The sequence below is a fragment of the Olleya sp. Hel_I_94 genome (assembly GCF_007827365.1).
GTDB lineage: Bacteria > Bacteroidota > Bacteroidia > Flavobacteriales > Flavobacteriaceae > Olleya.
In genome coordinates this window covers 887,870-906,146 of the sequence record NZ_VISI01000002.1, presented here as the reverse complement: position 1 = coordinate 906,146, position 18,277 = coordinate 887,870, and the positions used below count along the sequence as shown (strand labels likewise).

The 18,277-nt window shown below is 31.0% G+C and carries 23 protein-coding genes; 7 read left to right on the top strand and 16 right to left on the bottom strand.

The genetic code is table 11. From position 1 onward, the window contains the following. From JM82_RS07170 to JM82_RS07155, 4 genes are all read right to left on the bottom strand, one after another. The gene (locus tag JM82_RS07170) at nucleotides 1-660 is read right to left on the bottom strand and encodes a TetR family transcriptional regulator C-terminal domain-containing protein (protein ID WP_145002030.1); all 660 of its coding nucleotides are present in this window, start codon (nucleotides 658-660) and stop codon (nucleotides 1-3) included. Between the two features lie 101 nt (nucleotides 661-761). Next, on the bottom strand, nucleotides 762-1,250 hold the full coding sequence (locus JM82_RS07165; RefSeq protein WP_145002029.1) for a GNAT family N-acetyltransferase: 489 nt from the start codon (nucleotides 1,248-1,250) through the stop codon (nucleotides 762-764). Nucleotide 1,251: 1 nt separating this feature from the next. Next, a complete protein-coding gene (locus JM82_RS07160) occupies nucleotides 1,252-1,722 on the bottom strand; it encodes a DUF6428 family protein (protein ID WP_145002028.1) in 471 nt (156 codons plus the stop codon). A gap of 34 nt (nucleotides 1,723-1,756) precedes the next feature. Continuing rightward, a complete protein-coding gene (locus JM82_RS07155) occupies nucleotides 1,757-2,086 on the bottom strand; it encodes an ArsR/SmtB family transcription factor (RefSeq protein ID WP_145002027.1) in 330 nt (109 codons plus the stop codon). A gap of 142 nt (nucleotides 2,087-2,228) precedes the next feature. Here JM82_RS07155 and JM82_RS07150 point away from each other — a divergent pair, with 142 nt between their 5' ends. Continuing rightward, nucleotides 2,229-3,077 (top strand): DUF2911 domain-containing protein, encoded by an 849-nt coding sequence (locus JM82_RS07150; RefSeq protein ID WP_145002026.1) that lies wholly within the window; start codon nucleotides 2,229-2,231, stop codon nucleotides 3,075-3,077. A gap of 54 nt (nucleotides 3,078-3,131) precedes the next feature. On the opposite strand, the gene JM82_RS07145 is transcribed toward JM82_RS07150, so the two are convergent. From JM82_RS07145 to JM82_RS07125, 5 genes are all read right to left on the bottom strand, one after another. Then, nucleotides 3,132-3,332, bottom strand: a complete 201-nt coding sequence (locus JM82_RS07145; RefSeq protein ID WP_028291374.1) for a helix-turn-helix transcriptional regulator — start codon at nucleotides 3,330-3,332, stop codon at nucleotides 3,132-3,134. Continuing rightward, nucleotides 3,322-3,735, bottom strand: coding sequence for a hypothetical protein (locus tag JM82_RS07140; RefSeq protein WP_261375333.1), 414 nt, complete (start codon nucleotides 3,733-3,735; stop codon nucleotides 3,322-3,324). Before JM82_RS07140 ends, JM82_RS07145 begins: the two co-directional genes overlap by 11 nt. Nucleotides 3,736-3,958: 223 nt before the next feature. After that, entirely contained in the window at nucleotides 3,959-4,588 is a 630-nt protein-coding gene (locus JM82_RS07135; RefSeq protein ID WP_145002025.1) for a tRNA (guanine-N1)-methyltransferase, read from the bottom strand. 129 nt (nucleotides 4,589-4,717) lie between these two features. Further along, on the bottom strand, nucleotides 4,718-6,166 hold the full coding sequence (locus tag JM82_RS07130; protein WP_145002024.1) for a glyceraldehyde-3-phosphate dehydrogenase: 1,449 nt from the start codon (nucleotides 6,164-6,166) through the stop codon (nucleotides 4,718-4,720). Nucleotides 6,167-6,316: 150 nt separating this feature from the next. Further along, a complete protein-coding gene (locus JM82_RS07125) occupies nucleotides 6,317-7,729 on the bottom strand; it encodes a trypsin-like peptidase domain-containing protein (protein WP_145002023.1) in 1,413 nt (470 codons plus the stop codon). 125 nt (nucleotides 7,730-7,854) lie between these two features. Here JM82_RS07125 and dapF point away from each other — a divergent pair, with 125 nt between their 5' ends. From dapF to JM82_RS07100, 5 genes are all read left to right on the top strand, one after another. Then, nucleotides 7,855-8,634 carry a diaminopimelate epimerase gene (dapF, locus tag JM82_RS07120; RefSeq protein WP_145002022.1) on the top strand — a complete coding sequence of 260 codons (780 nt, stop codon included), beginning with the start codon at nucleotides 7,855-7,857 and terminating at the stop codon, nucleotides 8,632-8,634. Continuing rightward, on the top strand, nucleotides 8,628-9,161 hold the full coding sequence (locus JM82_RS07115) for a GNAT family N-acetyltransferase (protein WP_145002021.1): 534 nt from the start codon (nucleotides 8,628-8,630) through the stop codon (nucleotides 9,159-9,161). Before dapF ends, JM82_RS07115 begins: the two co-directional genes overlap by 7 nt. Further along, nucleotides 9,151-10,194, top strand: a complete 1,044-nt coding sequence (gene mltG, locus JM82_RS07110) for an endolytic transglycosylase MltG (RefSeq protein ID WP_145002020.1) — start codon at nucleotides 9,151-9,153, stop codon at nucleotides 10,192-10,194. The genes JM82_RS07115 and mltG overlap by 11 nt, the downstream gene beginning before the upstream one ends. A gap of 6 nt (nucleotides 10,195-10,200) precedes the next feature. Then, on the top strand, nucleotides 10,201-11,106 hold the full coding sequence (locus JM82_RS07105) for a DUF2279 domain-containing protein (protein WP_145002019.1): 906 nt from the start codon (nucleotides 10,201-10,203) through the stop codon (nucleotides 11,104-11,106). Between the two features lie 106 nt (nucleotides 11,107-11,212). Beyond that, nucleotides 11,213-11,851, top strand: a complete 639-nt coding sequence (locus tag JM82_RS07100) for a peptidoglycan-binding protein LysM (RefSeq protein ID WP_145002018.1) — start codon at nucleotides 11,213-11,215, stop codon at nucleotides 11,849-11,851. On the opposite strand, the gene JM82_RS07095 is transcribed toward JM82_RS07100, so the two are convergent. Genes JM82_RS07095 through dnaA form a run of 3 tightly spaced genes read right to left on the bottom strand, consistent with a single transcriptional unit; the run spans nucleotide 11,848 to nucleotide 14,482 of the window. Further along, nucleotides 11,848-12,561 carry an SAM-dependent methyltransferase gene (locus JM82_RS07095; RefSeq protein WP_145002017.1) on the bottom strand — a complete coding sequence of 238 codons (714 nt, stop codon included), beginning with the start codon at nucleotides 12,559-12,561 and terminating at the stop codon, nucleotides 11,848-11,850. The genes JM82_RS07100 and JM82_RS07095 overlap by 4 nt on opposite strands. Before the next feature lie 20 nt (nucleotides 12,562-12,581). Beyond that, a complete protein-coding gene (locus JM82_RS07090) occupies nucleotides 12,582-13,043 on the bottom strand; it encodes a low molecular weight protein-tyrosine-phosphatase (RefSeq protein ID WP_145002016.1) in 462 nt (153 codons plus the stop codon). 11 nt (nucleotides 13,044-13,054) lie between these two features. Next, complete coding sequence (gene dnaA, locus JM82_RS07085; protein ID WP_028281850.1) at nucleotides 13,055-14,482, bottom strand: chromosomal replication initiator protein DnaA; 1,428 nt, start codon at nucleotides 14,480-14,482, stop codon at nucleotides 13,055-13,057. Nucleotides 14,483-14,667: 185 nt separating this feature from the next. On the opposite strand from dnaA, the gene JM82_RS07080 reads away from it, so the two are divergent. Further along, nucleotides 14,668-15,072 (top strand): acyl-CoA thioesterase, encoded by a 405-nt coding sequence (locus JM82_RS07080; RefSeq protein WP_186439193.1) that lies wholly within the window; start codon nucleotides 14,668-14,670, stop codon nucleotides 15,070-15,072. Here the strand turns inward: JM82_RS07080 and JM82_RS07075 are convergent. From JM82_RS07075 to ribD, 4 genes are read right to left on the bottom strand one after another with little or no spacing between them, the layout of a single operon-like run. Continuing rightward, nucleotides 15,061-15,672 (bottom strand): IMPACT family protein, encoded by a 612-nt coding sequence (locus JM82_RS07075; protein WP_145002015.1) that lies wholly within the window; start codon nucleotides 15,670-15,672, stop codon nucleotides 15,061-15,063. The genes JM82_RS07080 and JM82_RS07075 overlap by 12 nt on opposite strands. Nucleotides 15,673-15,675: 3 nt before the next feature. Next, nucleotides 15,676-16,539 carry a DMT family transporter gene (locus JM82_RS07070; protein WP_145002014.1) on the bottom strand — a complete coding sequence of 288 codons (864 nt, stop codon included), beginning with the start codon at nucleotides 16,537-16,539 and terminating at the stop codon, nucleotides 15,676-15,678. Then, nucleotides 16,539-17,150, bottom strand: a complete 612-nt coding sequence (locus JM82_RS07065; RefSeq protein ID WP_145002013.1) for an HAD family hydrolase — start codon at nucleotides 17,148-17,150, stop codon at nucleotides 16,539-16,541. The genes JM82_RS07070 and JM82_RS07065 overlap by 1 nt, the downstream gene beginning before the upstream one ends. Before the next feature lie 30 nt (nucleotides 17,151-17,180). Further along, entirely contained in the window at nucleotides 17,181-18,275 is a 1,095-nt protein-coding gene (gene ribD / locus JM82_RS07060) for a bifunctional diaminohydroxyphosphoribosylaminopyrimidine deaminase/5-amino-6-(5-phosphoribosylamino)uracil reductase RibD (protein WP_409994623.1), read from the bottom strand. Between the last annotated feature and the right edge of the window lie 2 nt (nucleotides 18,276-18,277).

The following is an 18,277-nucleotide window of genomic DNA, read 5'->3' as shown; positions in this document are numbered from 1 at the left end:
TTAATTATTCATCTTAACTTTTTCTTTAAAGATGAATTTTCCAAAGTCAATAATACTTTTTAGGGGCATAACATTTAGTACATCAAAACTTGTGTTTACAGATTTTTCTATAAAAATGTCTGTTTTTTCAAATGAAGCAGAAGTATCATCCATCCAAAACTTCATGGTTAATAATAATTGTAACCATGCAGTTTCTTTAAGCCCTCTGTCTTGAATTTTGTTTAGCTGTTCTTGCTTAACATCAATAAGCTCGATACCTAAATCTTTTATATAGTGTATGAAACTTGTTTTAAGTTCTGATAAAGCAGCAAAACCTTTTAGACTATTTTTGTGTTTATGTAAAGCATACACCACATAACTTCTGTTAGCGGTAAGGTTTTCAAAAAAGGTAAAATAAAAGCTTAGTAATTTATTTCTAGGCTCAAAGTGTGCATAATCCTCACTAGCTTCTAAGGCATGATGTGTGTTATCAAAAAAGGCTTTAAAGATGCCTTTTTCTATAGCATCAAATGTTCCGAAGTGCTCATAAAATTTAGATTCCTCAAAATTATTGAGCTTCGCAAATGCGTATACTGATTTTGGTTGCTCGTTATGTTCTAAGACATAATCCATGTAAAATGAAATAATGTCGTTACTGCTTATATTTTTCTTTTTTGCCATCCTGTGAAAATTTGATAGCATAAAGATACAAAATGTTTAACGATGTTTGGTTATTGTTAAACAAAATTTAACATGACTTTGTGCATGTTGCTCTAAAACGATTAAATACCTACTGTTTTACTACGTCTTTCAAGCATTATATTGTCCATCCACAGACCATGTAATTGTCCAATGTTTTCTTTAAAGCCAATAATTCTAAATTGATTATTGGTGTGTAATTTTAGACTAGCAGTATTTGCTCTCATTATTCCAGCTTGTAGCGTCCAAATATTATTTTGTTCGCTAATCTTAATTAGCTTTTTTAGCAGGAAATCTCCAACCTTTTGCCCTCTAAAATGTTTTGACACATAAACACTAACTTCAGCAACGCCAGAATATACTTTTCTTTTTGAAACAGCACTTAAAGACGCCCAACCTAAAAATTGGTCGTCTTTTATTGCTAAAATACGACCAATAGGTAAGTGGTTGTTATTCCAATACTCCCAATCAGGTACAACTGTTTCAAACGTTGCAACTCCTGTAGCAATACCCTGTTGATAAATAGATTGTACTTCTGAGAAATTGGCTTTATTTATGGTAATGATTTGCATATTAGCAACATCCAGAACCTGGTGCGCAAGAGTCTCCTGCTTGCATGTCTGAAAATTGTAGTTTTTGTTTTGGTTCTGAGATTCCGCATTTATCTTTTGCAAGACAATCCGTTACTAATGATGTTAGTTGAAAGGTATTGTTTTTAAATTCTAAACCAAATTTTTGAATGGTTTGTTCTCCTTGAAACTCAACTTCAATATCTAAACCTTCTAGGTTAAATATTTCTTCAGACAACTCTATGATTTTAACTAATTTTTCAGGATGTAATCTGTGATCATAATCATCTGCATTCCAAAGTTGGAAACTTACTTTTTTTTCTTGTCTTACAGTTCCACCACAATCAATAAAGTGTTTAGCTACTTGTCCGACTTCAGTAACATGAAAATGGTTTGGAACTAAACTACCATCAGGTAGTGTAAAAGAAATAGTTTCTAATTGTGATAAGTGTTTTTTAATTTCTGAAAGTGTCATAATTTAATGTGTTATTATGATTAATATTTTGTTTTTAGCAACACGAGTTGCTGTCTAAATTGTTGTCAAAAAAGCCATTTAAAAGTGTTTTCATGGCTGTCCAACTGTCTTTGTCTATACAATAGCAAACGCTAGTACCTTCAATAGTACCTTGTATTAAACCTAAGTTTTTTAGTTCTTTTAAATGTTGAGATATAGTAGGTTGAGCTAAGCCAATCTCTTCTACCAAATCACCACACACACAGGCATTAATTTTAAACAAATGTTGTATAATGGCTACTCTAGCAGGATGTCCAAATGCTTTTGCAAAAAGTGCAATTTGGTTTTGTGACTCTGAAAATTTTTCGGTTTTAATTAATCCCATAATGTTTACATATTTGTACATCGCAATATTACGATTAATTGTTTGATTTTAGAAATAGATTACTCTTTTTTTAAGGTTTTATTAACAAACAAGGTTATACTTATGCTTAATTTTACGCTAATTAAAATCAAAAAATATAACCATGAAAAAATTATTTACATTAATTATGTTGCTAACAGTATCATTTGCTGTTAATGCACAAATTGAGACGCCTCAACCTAGTCCGTTTCAAAAGATTGAACAAAAAGTTGGTCTTACAGATGTTACATTAGAATATTCTAGACCATCAATGAGAGGTCGTGAAGTTTTTGGAAACTTAGTACCTTTTGGACAATTATGGAGAACAGGAGCAAATAAAAATACTATTATAACTTTTAGTGGAGATGTAACTGTTGGTGGACAAGCTTTAAAAGCTGGGTCTTATGCAGTATTTACAACACCAAATGCAGCTAGTTGGGACGTTATATTTTACAACGATACTAATAATTGGGGAGCACCAAAAACTTTAGATGAATCAAAAGTAGCAGCTAAAGTATCTGCAGAAGTATATACTTTACCTATGGATATTGAAACGTTTACTATGTCATTTGATGACTTAACAAACGATTCTGCAGTTTTAGGAATTATGTGGGAAAAAGCTTATGTAGCTGTAAAATTTGAGGTTGCAACAGATAAAGTAGTTACTGAGGCTATTGCTAAAACAATGAATGGTCCTAGTGCAGATGATTATTATGCTGCAGCACGTTACTATTTTGAGTCAGGTAAGGACATCAATCAAGCTGTAACTTGGATGAATACTGCAGTAGATATGTATAAAGATGCTCCTAAGTTTTGGGTGTTACGTCAACAGTCTTTAATTAATGCAAAAGCAGGAGATAAAAAAGGAGCTATTAAAGCTGCTAAAGCGTCTTTGGCACTTGCTGAAAAAGCAGGTAATGCTGATTATATTAAGATGAATAAAGACTCTTTAAAAGAATGGGGAGGATTATAATCTAAAGATTATTAAATTATAATAAAGTGCAATCTATTAGATTGCACTTTTTTTTTAGTCTATTTCTTCAAGTTCAAAAATATCATGTACAGAAACGTTAAAAACTTTAGATAATTTTAGAGCTAAAACTGTAGACGGTACGTATTTATTTTTTTCCATTGCATTTATGGTTTGTCTACTAACACCTATTTTATTCGCTAAATCTGCTTGTGTTAAATTATGAATAGCACGATGTACTTTAATTTTATTCGTCATAATTTCTAGATTTATATTTAAGAAAATTAAAACGTATTATAAAAAATAATAAAGGTGTAAACATGTTAAAGATTAAAACTTCAAAAAAGGTCATATTGTAAACAAATACAATTGCAAATATTAAAACTATATAATTAAATATAATTGCCCAAACTAATGATGTTTTTCTTAACTGAAAAATAAATTCATCTTCTATTTTCTCTTTACTAAATCCTACAATTAAACCACCAACAATAATTAATATAGCAACAATTTCATCTAAAATACCATTTTCGATTATTTTAAAGAAACCATTATTATTGTCAAAAAAACGATCAGAATTATACAAGACCAGTACATTAGTTTGTAATAATTCACCATCTAAAATAGTTTTATAAAATATTATTCCTGTTAGTAAGCCCAATATTAAAAATTACCCATCCTATAATTTTAAAGTTGTTTGATAAGAGATAATGTGTTTTCATGTCTAAATTGTTTTATGTTTCAATAAATGTAAAGTTTATTTTACATTTAGACAAGTTTATGTGTCTTTTTTGTGTTTTTAGCAATTTGTTAATTTCAATTTTGAGCATAAAAAAACTGTAAAAATTAATTTACAGTTTTAAATTATCGTACTTAATAGCTAATTAACTATTCCTGTTTTTATTAAGTTCGTCTTGAAGTTGGCGTCTTACTTTTTGTTCACGCTCTAAGGCATTACGTCTATGTTCTTCAAACTCTTCTTCGGTTTCTTCTAATCTTAATTTAGCTTCTTTAGTTACAGCATTACTGTTTTTAAATTTATAGATAAAGAAAAATAGAAAGGCTAGTAATCCTGCAATGATTGACCATAATAATGTGTTGTATCCAACTTTACTCATTTGTAATCCAAATAGAGACATGCTGTCTTTTTCTTGGTTTGTTTCTTCTAAGTTGGTTTTTGTATTGCTTAAGCTACTTTTTAATTGCGTTACTTCTTGACTTTGAGAAGCTACTTTGTTTTGAGTGTCTAATAATTCTTTTTTTAGTGCTTTTAGCGAATCTAAAGTGTGCGATTTAATTTTTTCAATCCATTCGTTTCTAACAACTTCATAAGACTGTCCACGTGCATCTCTCCAGTTGTTTGATCTTTTTGTTAGATATTCAAATTGGTTTTCTAAAGTTCCCGAATCTAATGATAGTTTGTCATCTTCTTCTTCGGTTTCAGTTTGTGCAGTAGCAGTAAAAGTAAAAAGTAATAGGAAAAAAGCTGCTAATAGAAAATTTGTTTTACGCATTGTATTGTGTTTGTTGTCTTTCGTCTTTGCGAAAATATAAAAAAAAGGTTTGCTATAAGGCTTAAATATAACAAAAAGCCTCACAATTGCGAGGCTTTTATATATACGTTTGTAATTAAAATTTGGATGTTAGTAGTATGTAAAACGTCTTACTTTAGCAATATGCTTAGCTAATCTAATTACTTGGTGGCTGTAACCATACTCATTATCATACCATACATATAGTATTGCATTTTTTCCATCTTTTCTAACAATGGTTGCTTTGCTGTCGTAAATAGAAGGTGCAGAGCTACCTATTATGTCTGTAGACACTAGCTCGTCACTCATTTCGTATTTAATTTGTTCAACTAAGTCACCTTCTAATGCATATTTTTTTAATGTTGCATTAATACTATCAATACTAGCTTTAGAGCTTAGTTCTAAATTTAAAATGGCTAAAGACCCATTTGGTACAGGTACGCGAATGGCGTTAGAGGTTAACTTACCTTCAAAGCTTGGTAATGCTTTTGAAACCGCTTGACCAGCTCCAGTTTCTGTTATTACCATGTTTAAACCAGCAGCACGACCACGACGGTATTTACTGTGGAAGTTGTCTACTAAGTTTTGATCGTTTGTGTAAGCATGTATCGTTTCTAAGTGTCCGCTTTTTACACCATAGGTGTCTTCCATTGCTTTTAAAACAGGAGTAATCGCATTTGTTGTACAAGAGGCAGCAGAGAAGATGTCTATCTTATCAGGATCATTTTCTAGATGGTTAACACCATAAACAATATTTGGAATCCCTTTTCCTGGAGCAGTTAATAATACTTTATCAGCACCTGGAGAATTTTTTAATCTTGTTAATGCTTCTTTATCTCTAAATACACCTGTATTGTCAATGATTAGTGCATTGTTAATCCCATATTTGGTATAATCGATGTCTTCTGGTTGGTTAGCATTAATTATCTTTACAGTTGTCCCATTAATAATTAAAGCTTCGTTTTTGATATCTGTAGTTACAGTACCAGAAAAATCACCATGTACAGAGTCGTTACGTAATAAAGCTGCACGTTTTTCTAAAACAGTAGCATCTAATTTACCACGTGTTACTATAGCACGTAAACGTAATTGACTTCCTTTACCAGTACGTGTCATAAGCTCTCTAGCTACTAAACGACCAATACGACCAAATCCATAAAGTACCACATCTTTAGGTGTGATATCTTTAGTTTTACTAGCACCTTTAAGCTTGTTGGATACAAAAGCTAAAGCATTGCTGTATTTTTTTTCTTCTAAATGATACTCATACGTTAATTTACCAATATCTAATTTAGCAGGAGGTACATCTAAAGTTTTGATAGCTTGTGCAATCTCTACAGAATCAAAAATTGAGATTGGTTTTTGTACAAACTCGCCAGCATATTCATGCAGGTTTAAAATTTCGGATACATTTCTGTCAATTAATTGGTTTCTAAAAATCACCAATTCGATAGATTTGTCATACCATAAATCGCTAACAATTTTAATAAATTCTACGGTAGCTCGTCTTCTGTCTGCTTGAAACGCTAATTCGTTTTCGTAAGTTTCGTTAATGGACATTTTAAATTATTTAGTGTGTGTTGTTAATTTATTATGTAAATTTTCGGCAAAAGTATTGATTTCAAACGATTTCGTAAAGGAAAAAGTATAAAAAAATAAAAGCACTTAATTTTACTAATTAAGTGCTTTCTATTTAGGTTGGATAATTAATTATCTTAAACCATATCTGTTTTTCTCTCCTTTGGAGTTTATTAGCTCGATGCTTAATGGTTGATACGTGTCTCTGTTTTTTAAAACGTTATCAACATCTTCAATAGTATTTACTTTTATGTTATTAATGGCAGTAATTATGTTACCAGCTTCAATACCTTCCCTTTGTAAATATTGACCATAGGTACCATTTACTTTAGTGATTTTTACACCATTTTTAGTTTTGTATTTTTTTAAGTCTTCTGGTTTTGCATTTTTAATAACACCAATAACAGGTAAAATATAGGTGTTGTTTTTTAGTAAAGTAACAGCAACCTCCTTAGTTTGTCCATCACGTAATAAAGTTACGTTAACAACATCATTAGGACGTTTGGCATCCAAAAAGCCTCTTAAATCCGAGAATTTTTTAATTTTAATATTATCAATCATTTTAATAATATCACCACTTTTAATACCAGCTTCAGCAGCTCCAGTGTCTTCCTCAACGTCATCCACGTAAAACCCTTCGGTTTCTGCCACACCTAATTTTTCTGCATACGTACTATTTAATGAACCTCCAATAACACCCAAAATACCATTTTGGACATTACCAAACTCCATAATATCTTGTACTACTTTTTTAGCAATATTACTAGGTACAGCAAAAGAGTAACCAATATAAGAACCTGTTTGAGAAGTAATTGCTGTATTAATACCAATCAATTCTCCAGCAGTATTAACTAAGGCTCCTCCGGAGTTTCCTGGATTAACAGCAGCATCTGTTTGGATAAAAGACTGTGTGCTTTGTCCACTTAAATCTCTAGATTTAGCACTAATAATACCTGCAGTAACTGTGGATGTTAAGTTAAACGGATTACCAACAGCTAAAACCCATTCGCCAATTTTAGCAGTATCACTATCACCAAACGTTGTATAAGGTAATTGCTCGTCACTTTCAACTTTTAATAATGCAATGTCTGTTTTTGGATCAGTACCAATAATTTTAGCTGTTAAGGTACGATTGTCATTTAAGGTAACACTTAATTGTTGTGAGTCCTCAATAACATGATTATTAGTAATAATGTAACCATCAGGTGAAATAATTACACCACTACCAGTACCAAGTTGCCTTTTTTGAGGTACACGACCATAAAATAAGTCTTGTAATGTAGGTTGTGCTGTATTTAATGCCACATTTTTAACGTGTACCACAGCATGTACTGTTTTGTCTGCAGCATTGGTAAAGCTAATACCATCATTAGCAGCTAAAGCAGTTGTGGTTGTTTTATAATTGGTAGGTAAAAAAACAGGATTATCCTGTATTGTGTTTGTTGCAATTTGTGCGTTGTCTTTTTCAAGAAAGGTTTTGTATGTTCCTAGGGTAATTGCACCTCCTAATACCGAAACTAAAACCAAAGTTAACATCTTCTTCATAAAATACTTAGTTTAGATTTATTAGATAACGATTAAAATTAATTAAATATTGAATGTCTATTTCAACTTTAACGACGTTTTAACAACTGAAAAAACTTATATTTGTCATTCAATTTTTCAGCCCAATGACATTGACTTTTTATAAATATCAAGGAACAGGTAATGACTTTGTCATGATTGATAATAGGCAAAACTTATTCGACAAAAATAATACCAAACTTGTTGCATTTTTATGTGATCGTAGATTTGGAATAGGAGCAGATGGGCTAATTTTACTAGAAAATCACCCATCTGTAGATTTTAAAATGGTGTATTACAATGCAGACGGAAACCAAAGTACAATGTGTGGTAATGGTGGACGTTGTATTGTCGCTTTCGCGGAATTTTTGCAGATTGTAAAACATGAAACCACTTTTGAAGCGATAGACGGTTTGCATTATGCAAAATTGACAGATGGTTTAATACATCTACAAATGAAAGATGTTGATACCATTGAAGTCTTTAAACAACATCAATTTTTAGACACAGGATCGCCACATCACGTTCAGTTTGTTGAGGACTTAGTTAATTTTGATGTTAAAACGGAAGGTTCAAAAATTAGATATGGACAACCTTATAATAAAGCAGGAAGCAACGTAAATTTTGTTGAAAAAATTAACGAAGATACTTTTGCGTTAAGAACCTATGAAAGAGGAGTAGAAGATGAAACTTTATCTTGTGGTACAGGTGCAACAGCAGTCGCTATAGCCATGCATGAGACAGGTCAAAGTACAGCGTCCACAGTAAATCTTAATGTACAAGGTGGACAGTTAAAAGTGTCTTTTACAAAAACAGAAAATGTTTATAAAAACGTCATGCTAATAGGACCTGCAAAACAGGTTTTTAAAGGCGAAATTACATGCTAACATTACAAGGTAAACATATAAATTTAAGAGCCTTAGAGCCTGAAGATTTGTCATTTATACACCAAATAGAAAATGACGAATCCATTTGGGAAATTAGCAACACGATAACACCATATTCCAAATACCTTATCAAACAGTATTTAGACCACGCACACAAGGACATTTATGAAGTCAAACAATTACGATTGGTCATTTGTAATAAAGATGAAGATGCAATAGGAATGATTGATGTTTTTGATTTTGATTATAAAAACAGAAGAGCAGGTATTGGTATTTTAGTAAAAGATACTGCTAATAGACAAAAAGGGCATGGTAAAGAAGCTTTGCAATTATTGACTAATTATTGTTTTAAACATTTAGATTTACATCAGTTATATTGTAATATAAGTGAAGATAATACTGCAAGTTTAGCACTTTTTAAAAGTCAAGGCTTTAAGAAAATAGGATTAAAAAAAGACTGGAATTATTTAAACGGTCACTTTAAAAACGAATATTTATTTCAATTGATTAATACAGATGTACATTAAAAAAATTTTATTAGCTATTGCCTTAATTGGTTTAGTCGTAGCAGCTTATTTTGCCTATTTTATTTATGGAGCCATGTTTGAAAAAAATACAGCTTTTAATAACGACAAAGCTTATATATATGTTCCAACTAATGCAAATTACGATCAAGTAAGAGCGCAATTGATCCCTTTATTAAAAGATATTGACAGTTTTGATGCTTTAGCAAAGCAAAAAAAATACACAACTAATATAAAAGCGGGACGTTTTGCTATTACTAAAAACATGAGTAATAATGATATTATAAACTCAATTAGAAGTAAAAACATTCCAATTAAATTAAGTTTTAACAATCAAGAGCGTATACAAAATCTTGCAGGTCGTATAGCACAACAAATTGAACCGGATAGTTTACAGCTTTTATCTGTAATGACGGATAATACTTTTTTAAAAGAGCATAAGTTTACAGATGCAACAGTTTTAAATATGTATGTACCTAATAGTTATGAGTTTTTTTGGAATACGTCAGCCGAAGGTTTTAGAGAACGTATGTTAAAAGAATATTATCGTTTTTGGAATACCACTAGACAAACAAAGCGTAAAGCTTTAAACCTATCCGTTAACGAGGTTATGACCATAGCATCCATCGTACAAAAAGAAACTGCTAAAGTTGACGAAAGACCACGAGTAGCTGGAGTATATTTAAATAGAATAAAAAAAGGAATGCCATTACAAGCAGATCCTACTGTGATATTTTCTAAAAAGTTAAAAGAAAACAATTTTGATCAAATTATAAAACGTGTGTTATATAAAGACCTTGAAATTGATTCGCCATACAACACGTATAAATATGCTGGTATTCCTCCTGGTCCAATAACAATGCCTGATGTGTCAGCAATTGATGCTGTACTAAATCCAGAATCTCATGATTACTATTACTTTGTCGCTAATGTGCAAAACTTTGGATATCATAAATTTGCTAAAACCTTAAGTCAACATAATGCCAATAAAAACGAATATGTACGTTGGATTAATAGTCAAGGTGTTAACAGATAATTTTTTTTGAATAAAATAATCACTTTATTACTTTCTTTGACTTCAATTTTAGCTTTAGGGCAAATTGATGACGACTCGTTTTTTAAACCTAGTGATACCCTTAATACAAAACGTAAACAAGGTTTAATAATTACTCAAACCAGTTTGGCCACTTTGTCAATTGTTGGTTTAAATACGTTATGGTATTCAGATTATGAACGTTCAAAATTTCATACCACAAACGATAATTCTGAGTGGTTTAAAATGGATAAATTAGGTCACAGTTTTTCTGCCTATCAACTTGGTAAATTTGGAGCTCAAACTTTAAATTGGAGTGGTGTTAGCAAAAAAAATCAGTTGTTATATGGCGCAACAATAGGTTTTTCATTTTTAACAGCTGTCGAAGTTTTAGATGGTTTTTCAGAAGAATGGGGTTTTTCTTGGGGAGATTTTACAGCAAATGCAGCTGGAGCAGGTTTATATATTGGACAAGAATTACTTTGGGATGAACAACGCATTCAATTAAAATACTCTTTTAGTCAAAGTCCTTACGCTAATCAAAATCCTGAAAAATTGGGTAAAGGTTTACTTGAAGAGATTATTAAAGATTATAATGGACAAACCTATTGGTTAAGTGCCAACATACAGTCATTTTTTAAAGACACAAAATTACCTAAATGGTTAAATGTAGCATTAGGTTATGGTGTTGATGGCTTATTGTATGGTAATGCTAGTCTTCAAAATTTAGATTTTACTAACCAAAAACGAAGCAGACAATTTTATTTAAGTTTAGATATGGACTTAACCAAAATTAAAACTAATTCTACATTTTTAAAACAAGTTTTTAACGTTGTAAACGTTATAAAAATTCCTTTTCCTACAATTCAATTAAATGACAATGGAAAGGTAAAAGGACACCTTTTGTACTTTTAACATAAGTTAACATATTGATTATCAGTATTTAATTTTTTTTCGTATATTTGCACGCTGAAATTTAAGTCTATCCCTTATTAATTTATAGACTTTTAAATCAATACAAATGAAAAAAAATATTGGAAAGTTTATATCAATAGTACTTACAATATCAATATTAGTATTAGTTGTCTTTGACCAAACAGAAGGTAATGCAAAACTAATTGAGCGATACGATATTAATGATTTAGAGAGTCAGGATTTAGCAATAAATCAACAAAAAATTTTTTCGCCACATCTAGGAAAATCATTTACGGGTTTTAAAGAAGCTTTAGGTTTTAAGGAGTCTCAAAATGATTATTTTAGAGTTAACCAATTTGGTTACTTAGGTAAATATCAATTTGGGAAAAGTACCTTAAAAGTATTAGGTATCCATCATCCACAATTCTTTTTAAACAATCCAGAATTACAAGAAAAAGCATTTATAGCAAATACGCAGCGTAATAAATGGGTTTTGCGTAAGGATATTAAACGTTTTAAAGGAAAACTTATTAAAGGTGTGAAGGTAACCGAGTCTGGTATACTTGCAGCTGCACATTTAGCTGGTCCAGGTAGTGTTAAAAAATTTCTTAGAAGTTATGGCGAAACCGGTTTTGCAGATGCAAATGGTGCAACTATTAAGTATTACATGAAAAAGTTTTCGGGTTATGATACCTCGTTAATTAAACCTGTTAAAAAGGTTAGAGTAAAATATGAAAGCGCTTAAAAGCTTTTGTGTATTATAAATAGTGTTGGTCTTTTATGTAGGTCAACACTATTTTTTTTCCATTGATTTACTGTTTTTGTTTTAATAAACTCAGTAGGTAATGTTATATCACACGCCACGCAAATTTCTGTGTTTTCGCTTAATGTGTTACATAAATCTTCTAATAATTTATTGTTTCGGTAAGGTGTTTCAATAAAAGACTGTGTCTGGTTATGTTCAAAACTTAAACGTTCTAAGCGTTTTAATTCTGCTTTACGCTCTCCTTTATCTATAGGTAAATAACCATTAAAAGCAAAACTTTGACCATTCATACCAGAAGCCATCATAGCAAGTAGGATAGAGGATGGTCCAACTAATGGAACAACTTGGATGTCATTTTTATGAGCTAAACTAACAATGTCAGCTCCAGGATCTGCAATTCCAGGACAACCAGCATCAGATATTAAACCAATAGTTTTACCTTCTAAACAAGGCTGTATAAAATTAGGTAAATCTGCAGCTTCGGTAAATTTATTTAATTCAAATAGGGTTAAGCTAGATTGTGGTTTTTCAGGAGCTATAGATTTTATAAATTTTCTAGCTGCTTTGGAGTTTTCAACAACAAAAGTATCCAAACTATCAATAATCGTTTTTACCTGAGCAGGTAAAACATGAAATGGATTGGACTCGCCAAGTGTACACGGAATTAAATATAATTTGCCTTTAGTCATAGTTTATAAATATATAAAACTTATGTTAGTTTACTTAATCTAATTTTAATCTCATTACATGCATCATCAAGCATATTAAATACAGTTTCAAACCCTTTGTCACCACCATAATATGGATCTGGTACGTCTAAATTTAGATTTGGTTGACTTTCGTTTAATATTAGATTTACTTTTGATTTTTGAATATCATTTTCTGCTAAAGCTATAATATTATTATAGTTAGAATTGTCCATAGCATAAATAATATCAAAGTCTAAAAAATCTTGTTTTACAAATTGTCTAGCTTGTTGTTGGGTAATATCGATCCCTTTTTGTTTTGCAATAGCAATGGATCTAGGGTCTGGTTTGTTACCTATATGGTAACTGCTTGTTCCTGCAGAATCTACAAAATATAAATGGTTATCTAATTTAGATTGTAGGATGCCTTCAGCCAAAGGAGAACGACAAATGTTTCCTAGGCATACCATTAAAATTTTAGTCATTTAAAATAAAATTAAACCGAAAGTTTTTTCGTTAAATCTTCCACGTATTTTCTAAACTGCTTGTCTGTAGTTGATAAATTATCAACCGTTTTACAAGCATGTAATACTGTAGCGTGATCACGTTTTCCTATCTGAGAACCAATACTAGCTAAAGAGGCTTTAGTGAACTTTTTAGCAAAAAACATGGCTAACTGTCTAGCTTGTACAATGTGACGTTTTCTAGTTTTAGATTGTAAAGTATCCACATCCATTTGGAAATAATCTGATACTATTTTTTGTATATAATCTATTGAAACTTCACGTTTTGTGTTTTTAACAAACTTCTCGACAACCTGTCTAGCTAACTCTATATTAATTTCTTTTTTGTTAAAAGAAGATTGAGCTATTAATGAAATAATGGCACCTTCAAGCTCTCTAATATTAGATTTTATGTTTTTAGCAACATATTCAATTATATCTTCAGGCATTTCTACACCATCTCTATATAATTTGTTTTTTAATATGGATACACGTGTTTCAAAATCTGGAGTTTGTAACTCGGCAGATAATCCCCATTTAAATCTTGATAATAAACGTTGCTCAATATCTTGCATATCTACAGGAGCCTTGTCACTTGTTAAAATAACTTGTTTTCCGTTTTGATGCAAATGATTAAAAATGTGGAAAAAGACATCTTGTGTACCAGACTTACCAGATAAAAACTGTACATCATCAATAACCAATACATCTATTAATTGATAAAAGTGTATAAAGTCATTACGGTTGTTCTTTTTAACCGAGTCAATATATTGTTGCGTAAATTTTTCAGCAGAAATATATAAAACAGTCTTTTCTGGGTATTTATCTTTTATATCAACACCAATAGCGTGAGCCAAATGTGTTTTTCCTAAACCAACACCACCAAAAATTAATAATGGATTAAAAGATGTTCCTCCTGGTTTTGCAGAGACTGCTAAACCTGCACTACGCGCTAAACGGTTTGAATCACCTTCTAAAAAGTTATCAAAATTATAGTTTGGATTAAGTTGAGATTCAATTTTTACATTTCTAATTCCAGGAATTATAAATGGATTTCTTAATTCCGGATTTTTATTATTTAAAGGTACGTCAACGTTTTGCGACTTGACAGCACTTCTATTTGAACTCGGAATTTTTTCTGTAAAGGGTTGTTTATTACCATACGTGTTTTCCATTTTTATAATGTAAACTAGTTTGGCAGTTTCACCTAACTCTTTAGTTAAAGAGACTTTTAATAATTTAACGTAATGCTCTTCTAACCATTCGTAAAAAAATTTACTAGGGACTTGAATACTTAATGCATTGTCTGTTAGTTTAACCGCGACGATTGGTTCAAACCAAGTTTTGTATGCTTGTGGTTGGATATTATCCTTTATAAATAGAAGACAGTTATTCCAGACCGTTTGCGCAGTTACACTCATGTTAATTTTAAAAAGTATTTTTTATTAGTTAATTTGTCCCTATAATAGCAATAAGACAACTCTGATTGTTAGCTTGGCAAATATGTGAACAAAAAACGTAAAAAAAAAATCATTTACTATTGAATTTATAGTTTTTTTTGTGCATGTTAACCAACCATTCGAAACTACAAAAAAAAATCAAGACTATGGACATAATGCAAGATGAAATTGAAATAAGAGTACGATATGCAGAAACAGATCAAATGGGAATTGTACACCATGGTAATTACGCAATATATCTAGAAATGGCTAGAATTGAGTGGTTGCGTAAACTAGGAATTTCTTACAAAAAAATGGAGGACGAAGGACTTGGTTTACCAGTTGTATCGTTGTCTATAAATTTCAAAAAATCAGCATATTATGACGACGTAATTACAGTAAAAACTACGTTAAAAAAAGCGCCAACTGCTCTGGTTGAGTTTGAATATATTATACTGAATGATTTGCAACAAATTTTATGTACAGCAACAGTAGTTTTAGCTTTTTTAGACATGAAAACTAGAAAACCTACTAGACCTCCTAAATATTTTTTAGAAGCTTTAAATAGCTAAATTTTTGATTTTAACCTCGTAAATTGTATCAAAAATTTCAAAAATAGTTTGCGCCTCTTTTTTTCTAACAGAGATCGTGATTTGGCAGTCCAGTTCTAATTTTTGGTTGATAACTTTTAAGTTTTTCTCTTTAATAACACGCATGACCTTATTCATGTTTTTGTAGTCAAAACTAATAAGGTATTTAATATTTATGGTTCGTGTTACAATTTTTGAAGCTTCCAAAGCCATTTGAGCTCCAGTTTTGTAGGCATTAATTAAGCCTCCAACACCAAGTTTAACACCTCCAAAATATCTAACAACAACAATCAGTATATTAGTGACATCAAAAGACTGTATTTGCCCATAAATAGGCATGCCAGCACTATTATTTGGTTCGCCATCATCATTTGCTCTGTAGGCAATGGTTTCTGTACCTAGTTGATAGGCGTAACACCAGTGTCTTGCTTGATGGTGTTGTTTTTTTAAGTCTTCAATATGTTGCTTAACATCTTCTTCTGTTTTTACAGGAAATGCATACCCAAAAAACTTAGAGTTTTTATCTTTAAATAAGACTTCTTCAGATGGTTTAGTAATTGTTTTATAAGTGTCTTTTTCCATAAATTATGATAGTGTCACTAATATTATAGACAGTATGGCAATTCCAATACCAATCCAGTTTTTAGTTAATAAACGCTCTTTAAACATCAACAAGCCTATTAAGGTGGTTAGCATGACTATGGCTACGTTATTAACCGTAAAAATGGTCGAGCTTTCAAAATTTTCGGCATTTAAAGCCTTTAATAACATGTAAATTGAATAGTAATTAACCACACCCAAAATAATACCAGACACGATGCTTTTAGGGTCAAAAGTAAATTGTTTTTGTATCGCTTTCGCGGAAAGCAAGCCAATCCCAATCACTCCAGCTATAAAAAATATGCTAGCTGAAAAAATGGGGATTCCATTGTCTGCTAAATAAGTCGTTTCGATATATTTAATAGACGTATCAATAGTACCTGATCCTAAAAATAGGACAATAGGCAACCATAGTGTTTTTATTGAAAAACGTTGATCAGTTTTTGTTTTATAGGATGCTAAGTAAACTGCTATTAAAGCCAATATAATACCTAATGCTTTTTGCCAACCCAAACTTTCGTTATAAAAAAACAAACCAAATATAATAGGAATAACAACGCTCATTTTACTAGCAACAGAAGCTACAGATAATCCATTACGTTGAGCTGTTAACGCCATTACATTAAAAATGGCTATAAATAAAAATCCTAAACCTATTGCGCCTAAAAACCATTTGGATTTTACAATGTCACTAACTATTATTGGAGAATCGTAGCTTAAAATACCATAGGTAAAAGCAGTAAAATAATTAAAAACTATAGTTTGTAGTGTATTTATATTGCGTTTTCCAACAACTTTAAAGATGACAAAAATTAATGTAGACGCACAAATACTAAGTAGTAAATACATTAAAACAAGTCTTTTTTAATGGTAAATAAATCTATAATATCTTCTGTTTTTGGATTGTTATTCCATACGTTAATACCTAAATTACTAGCAGTTTCTGTGTTTTCAGAAGTATCATCTATAAACAGGCATTCCTCTGGTTTTAGGTTGTTTTCATTTAGTACAAACTGAAAAATATCTTTGTTTGGTTTACGCAATTGTATTTCGTGTGAAAGGTAAAATTTATCAAACGCATTTTTAAATTCGTCATAAAACGATACCTGATTTTTAATACAATCAATATGTAACTCATTAGTATTACTTAGTAATATTAGATTGTACTTTTTGTCTTTTGCTAATTGTTGTATAAACTCTAATCGTTTGACGGGAAAATCACAAATAATGTAGTTCCAAGCTTCAACGATTTGTTGTTTGGATAATTTTGGAAAATTACCCATGTAAAAATCTATAAACTCGTTAGTGTCTATCAGACCTTGTTCGTAAAAACTATTAAAAGCGACGATTTCTTCGGATAACTCATCAACGTCAAACAGCTCTAAAGCGTTGGTCATTGCACCTTCTTTATCTAAATTAATAAAGACATCTCCAAAATCAAATATTAGGGTTTTAATCATAGGGTTAGTATCATTTTGCTAAAGCAAAACTTAATTAGTGTTTTTGTAAATATATAGTAAGTCGTCTAAAATGGATGACTGATTAATTAATTCTCCTTGCAACCTAGGTGCTTTTACACCTTCGGTAAAAATTGTTTTACCCTTAAAAACTCTAGCTTCGTCCCAAAGTCCAGCATCTATAAATAGTTGTAATGTTTTAGAGCCACCTTCAATAATTACAGAGTTTATGTTGTGTTTAAATAAAGTATCACAAATTTGTTGTGCTTGAGATTCTTTTTGACTAAAATCTACTCCTGAATTTAAATCTCCAACCATTGTATTGTTTGGTGGATGGATAGACCAGGTTGTGTTTTGTAAAGCCTCTTGAGTTGTGTTGTCTTTATTGTAAATTAATAAGCTTTCCGCTTTAGAGTTAAAAACATGGCGGTCTGCTTTTAAGGTTTTATTTTTATCTAGTACGACACGTAATGGATTATTGCCAGTCCAATCCCTAACATCTAGCGTTGGATTGTCTTGTATGACGGTATTAGTACCTACTAATATAGCTTGCTCTTCAGCTCTCCATTTATGGACTAATTGTCTAGAATAAGTGTTGGTAATCCAAACAGGTTTTTGTTCATTTTTAGATTTTGGTGCGATAAATCCATCGTTAGATTCTGCCCATTTTAATATAATATAAGGTCGTTTTTTATTATGAAAAGTAAAAAAGCGTTTGTGGTGTGCTTTGCATTCGGCTTCCAAAACGCCAACTTTTACATTTCGACCAGCTTCTAATAATTTTTTGATACCCTTACCAGCAACGTCAGGATTATCATCAATACATCCAATAACTATATTTGGTATTTGATGGTGGATAATTAAGTCGCTACAAGGTGGTGTTTTACCATAATGACTACATGGTTCTAGTGTTACGTAAATAGTAGCATCTTTTAAAAGGGACTGGTTTTTTACACTATTTATAGCATTTACTTCTGCATGATTGCCACCATATTTACTAGTGTATCCTTCGCCAATTATACGATTGTTTAAAACAATAACGCAACCAACCATTGGATTTGGACGTGTTTGTCCCAATCCACTTTTGGCTATTTGCAACGCGCGTTTTATGTAAAATTGATCATTCAAAA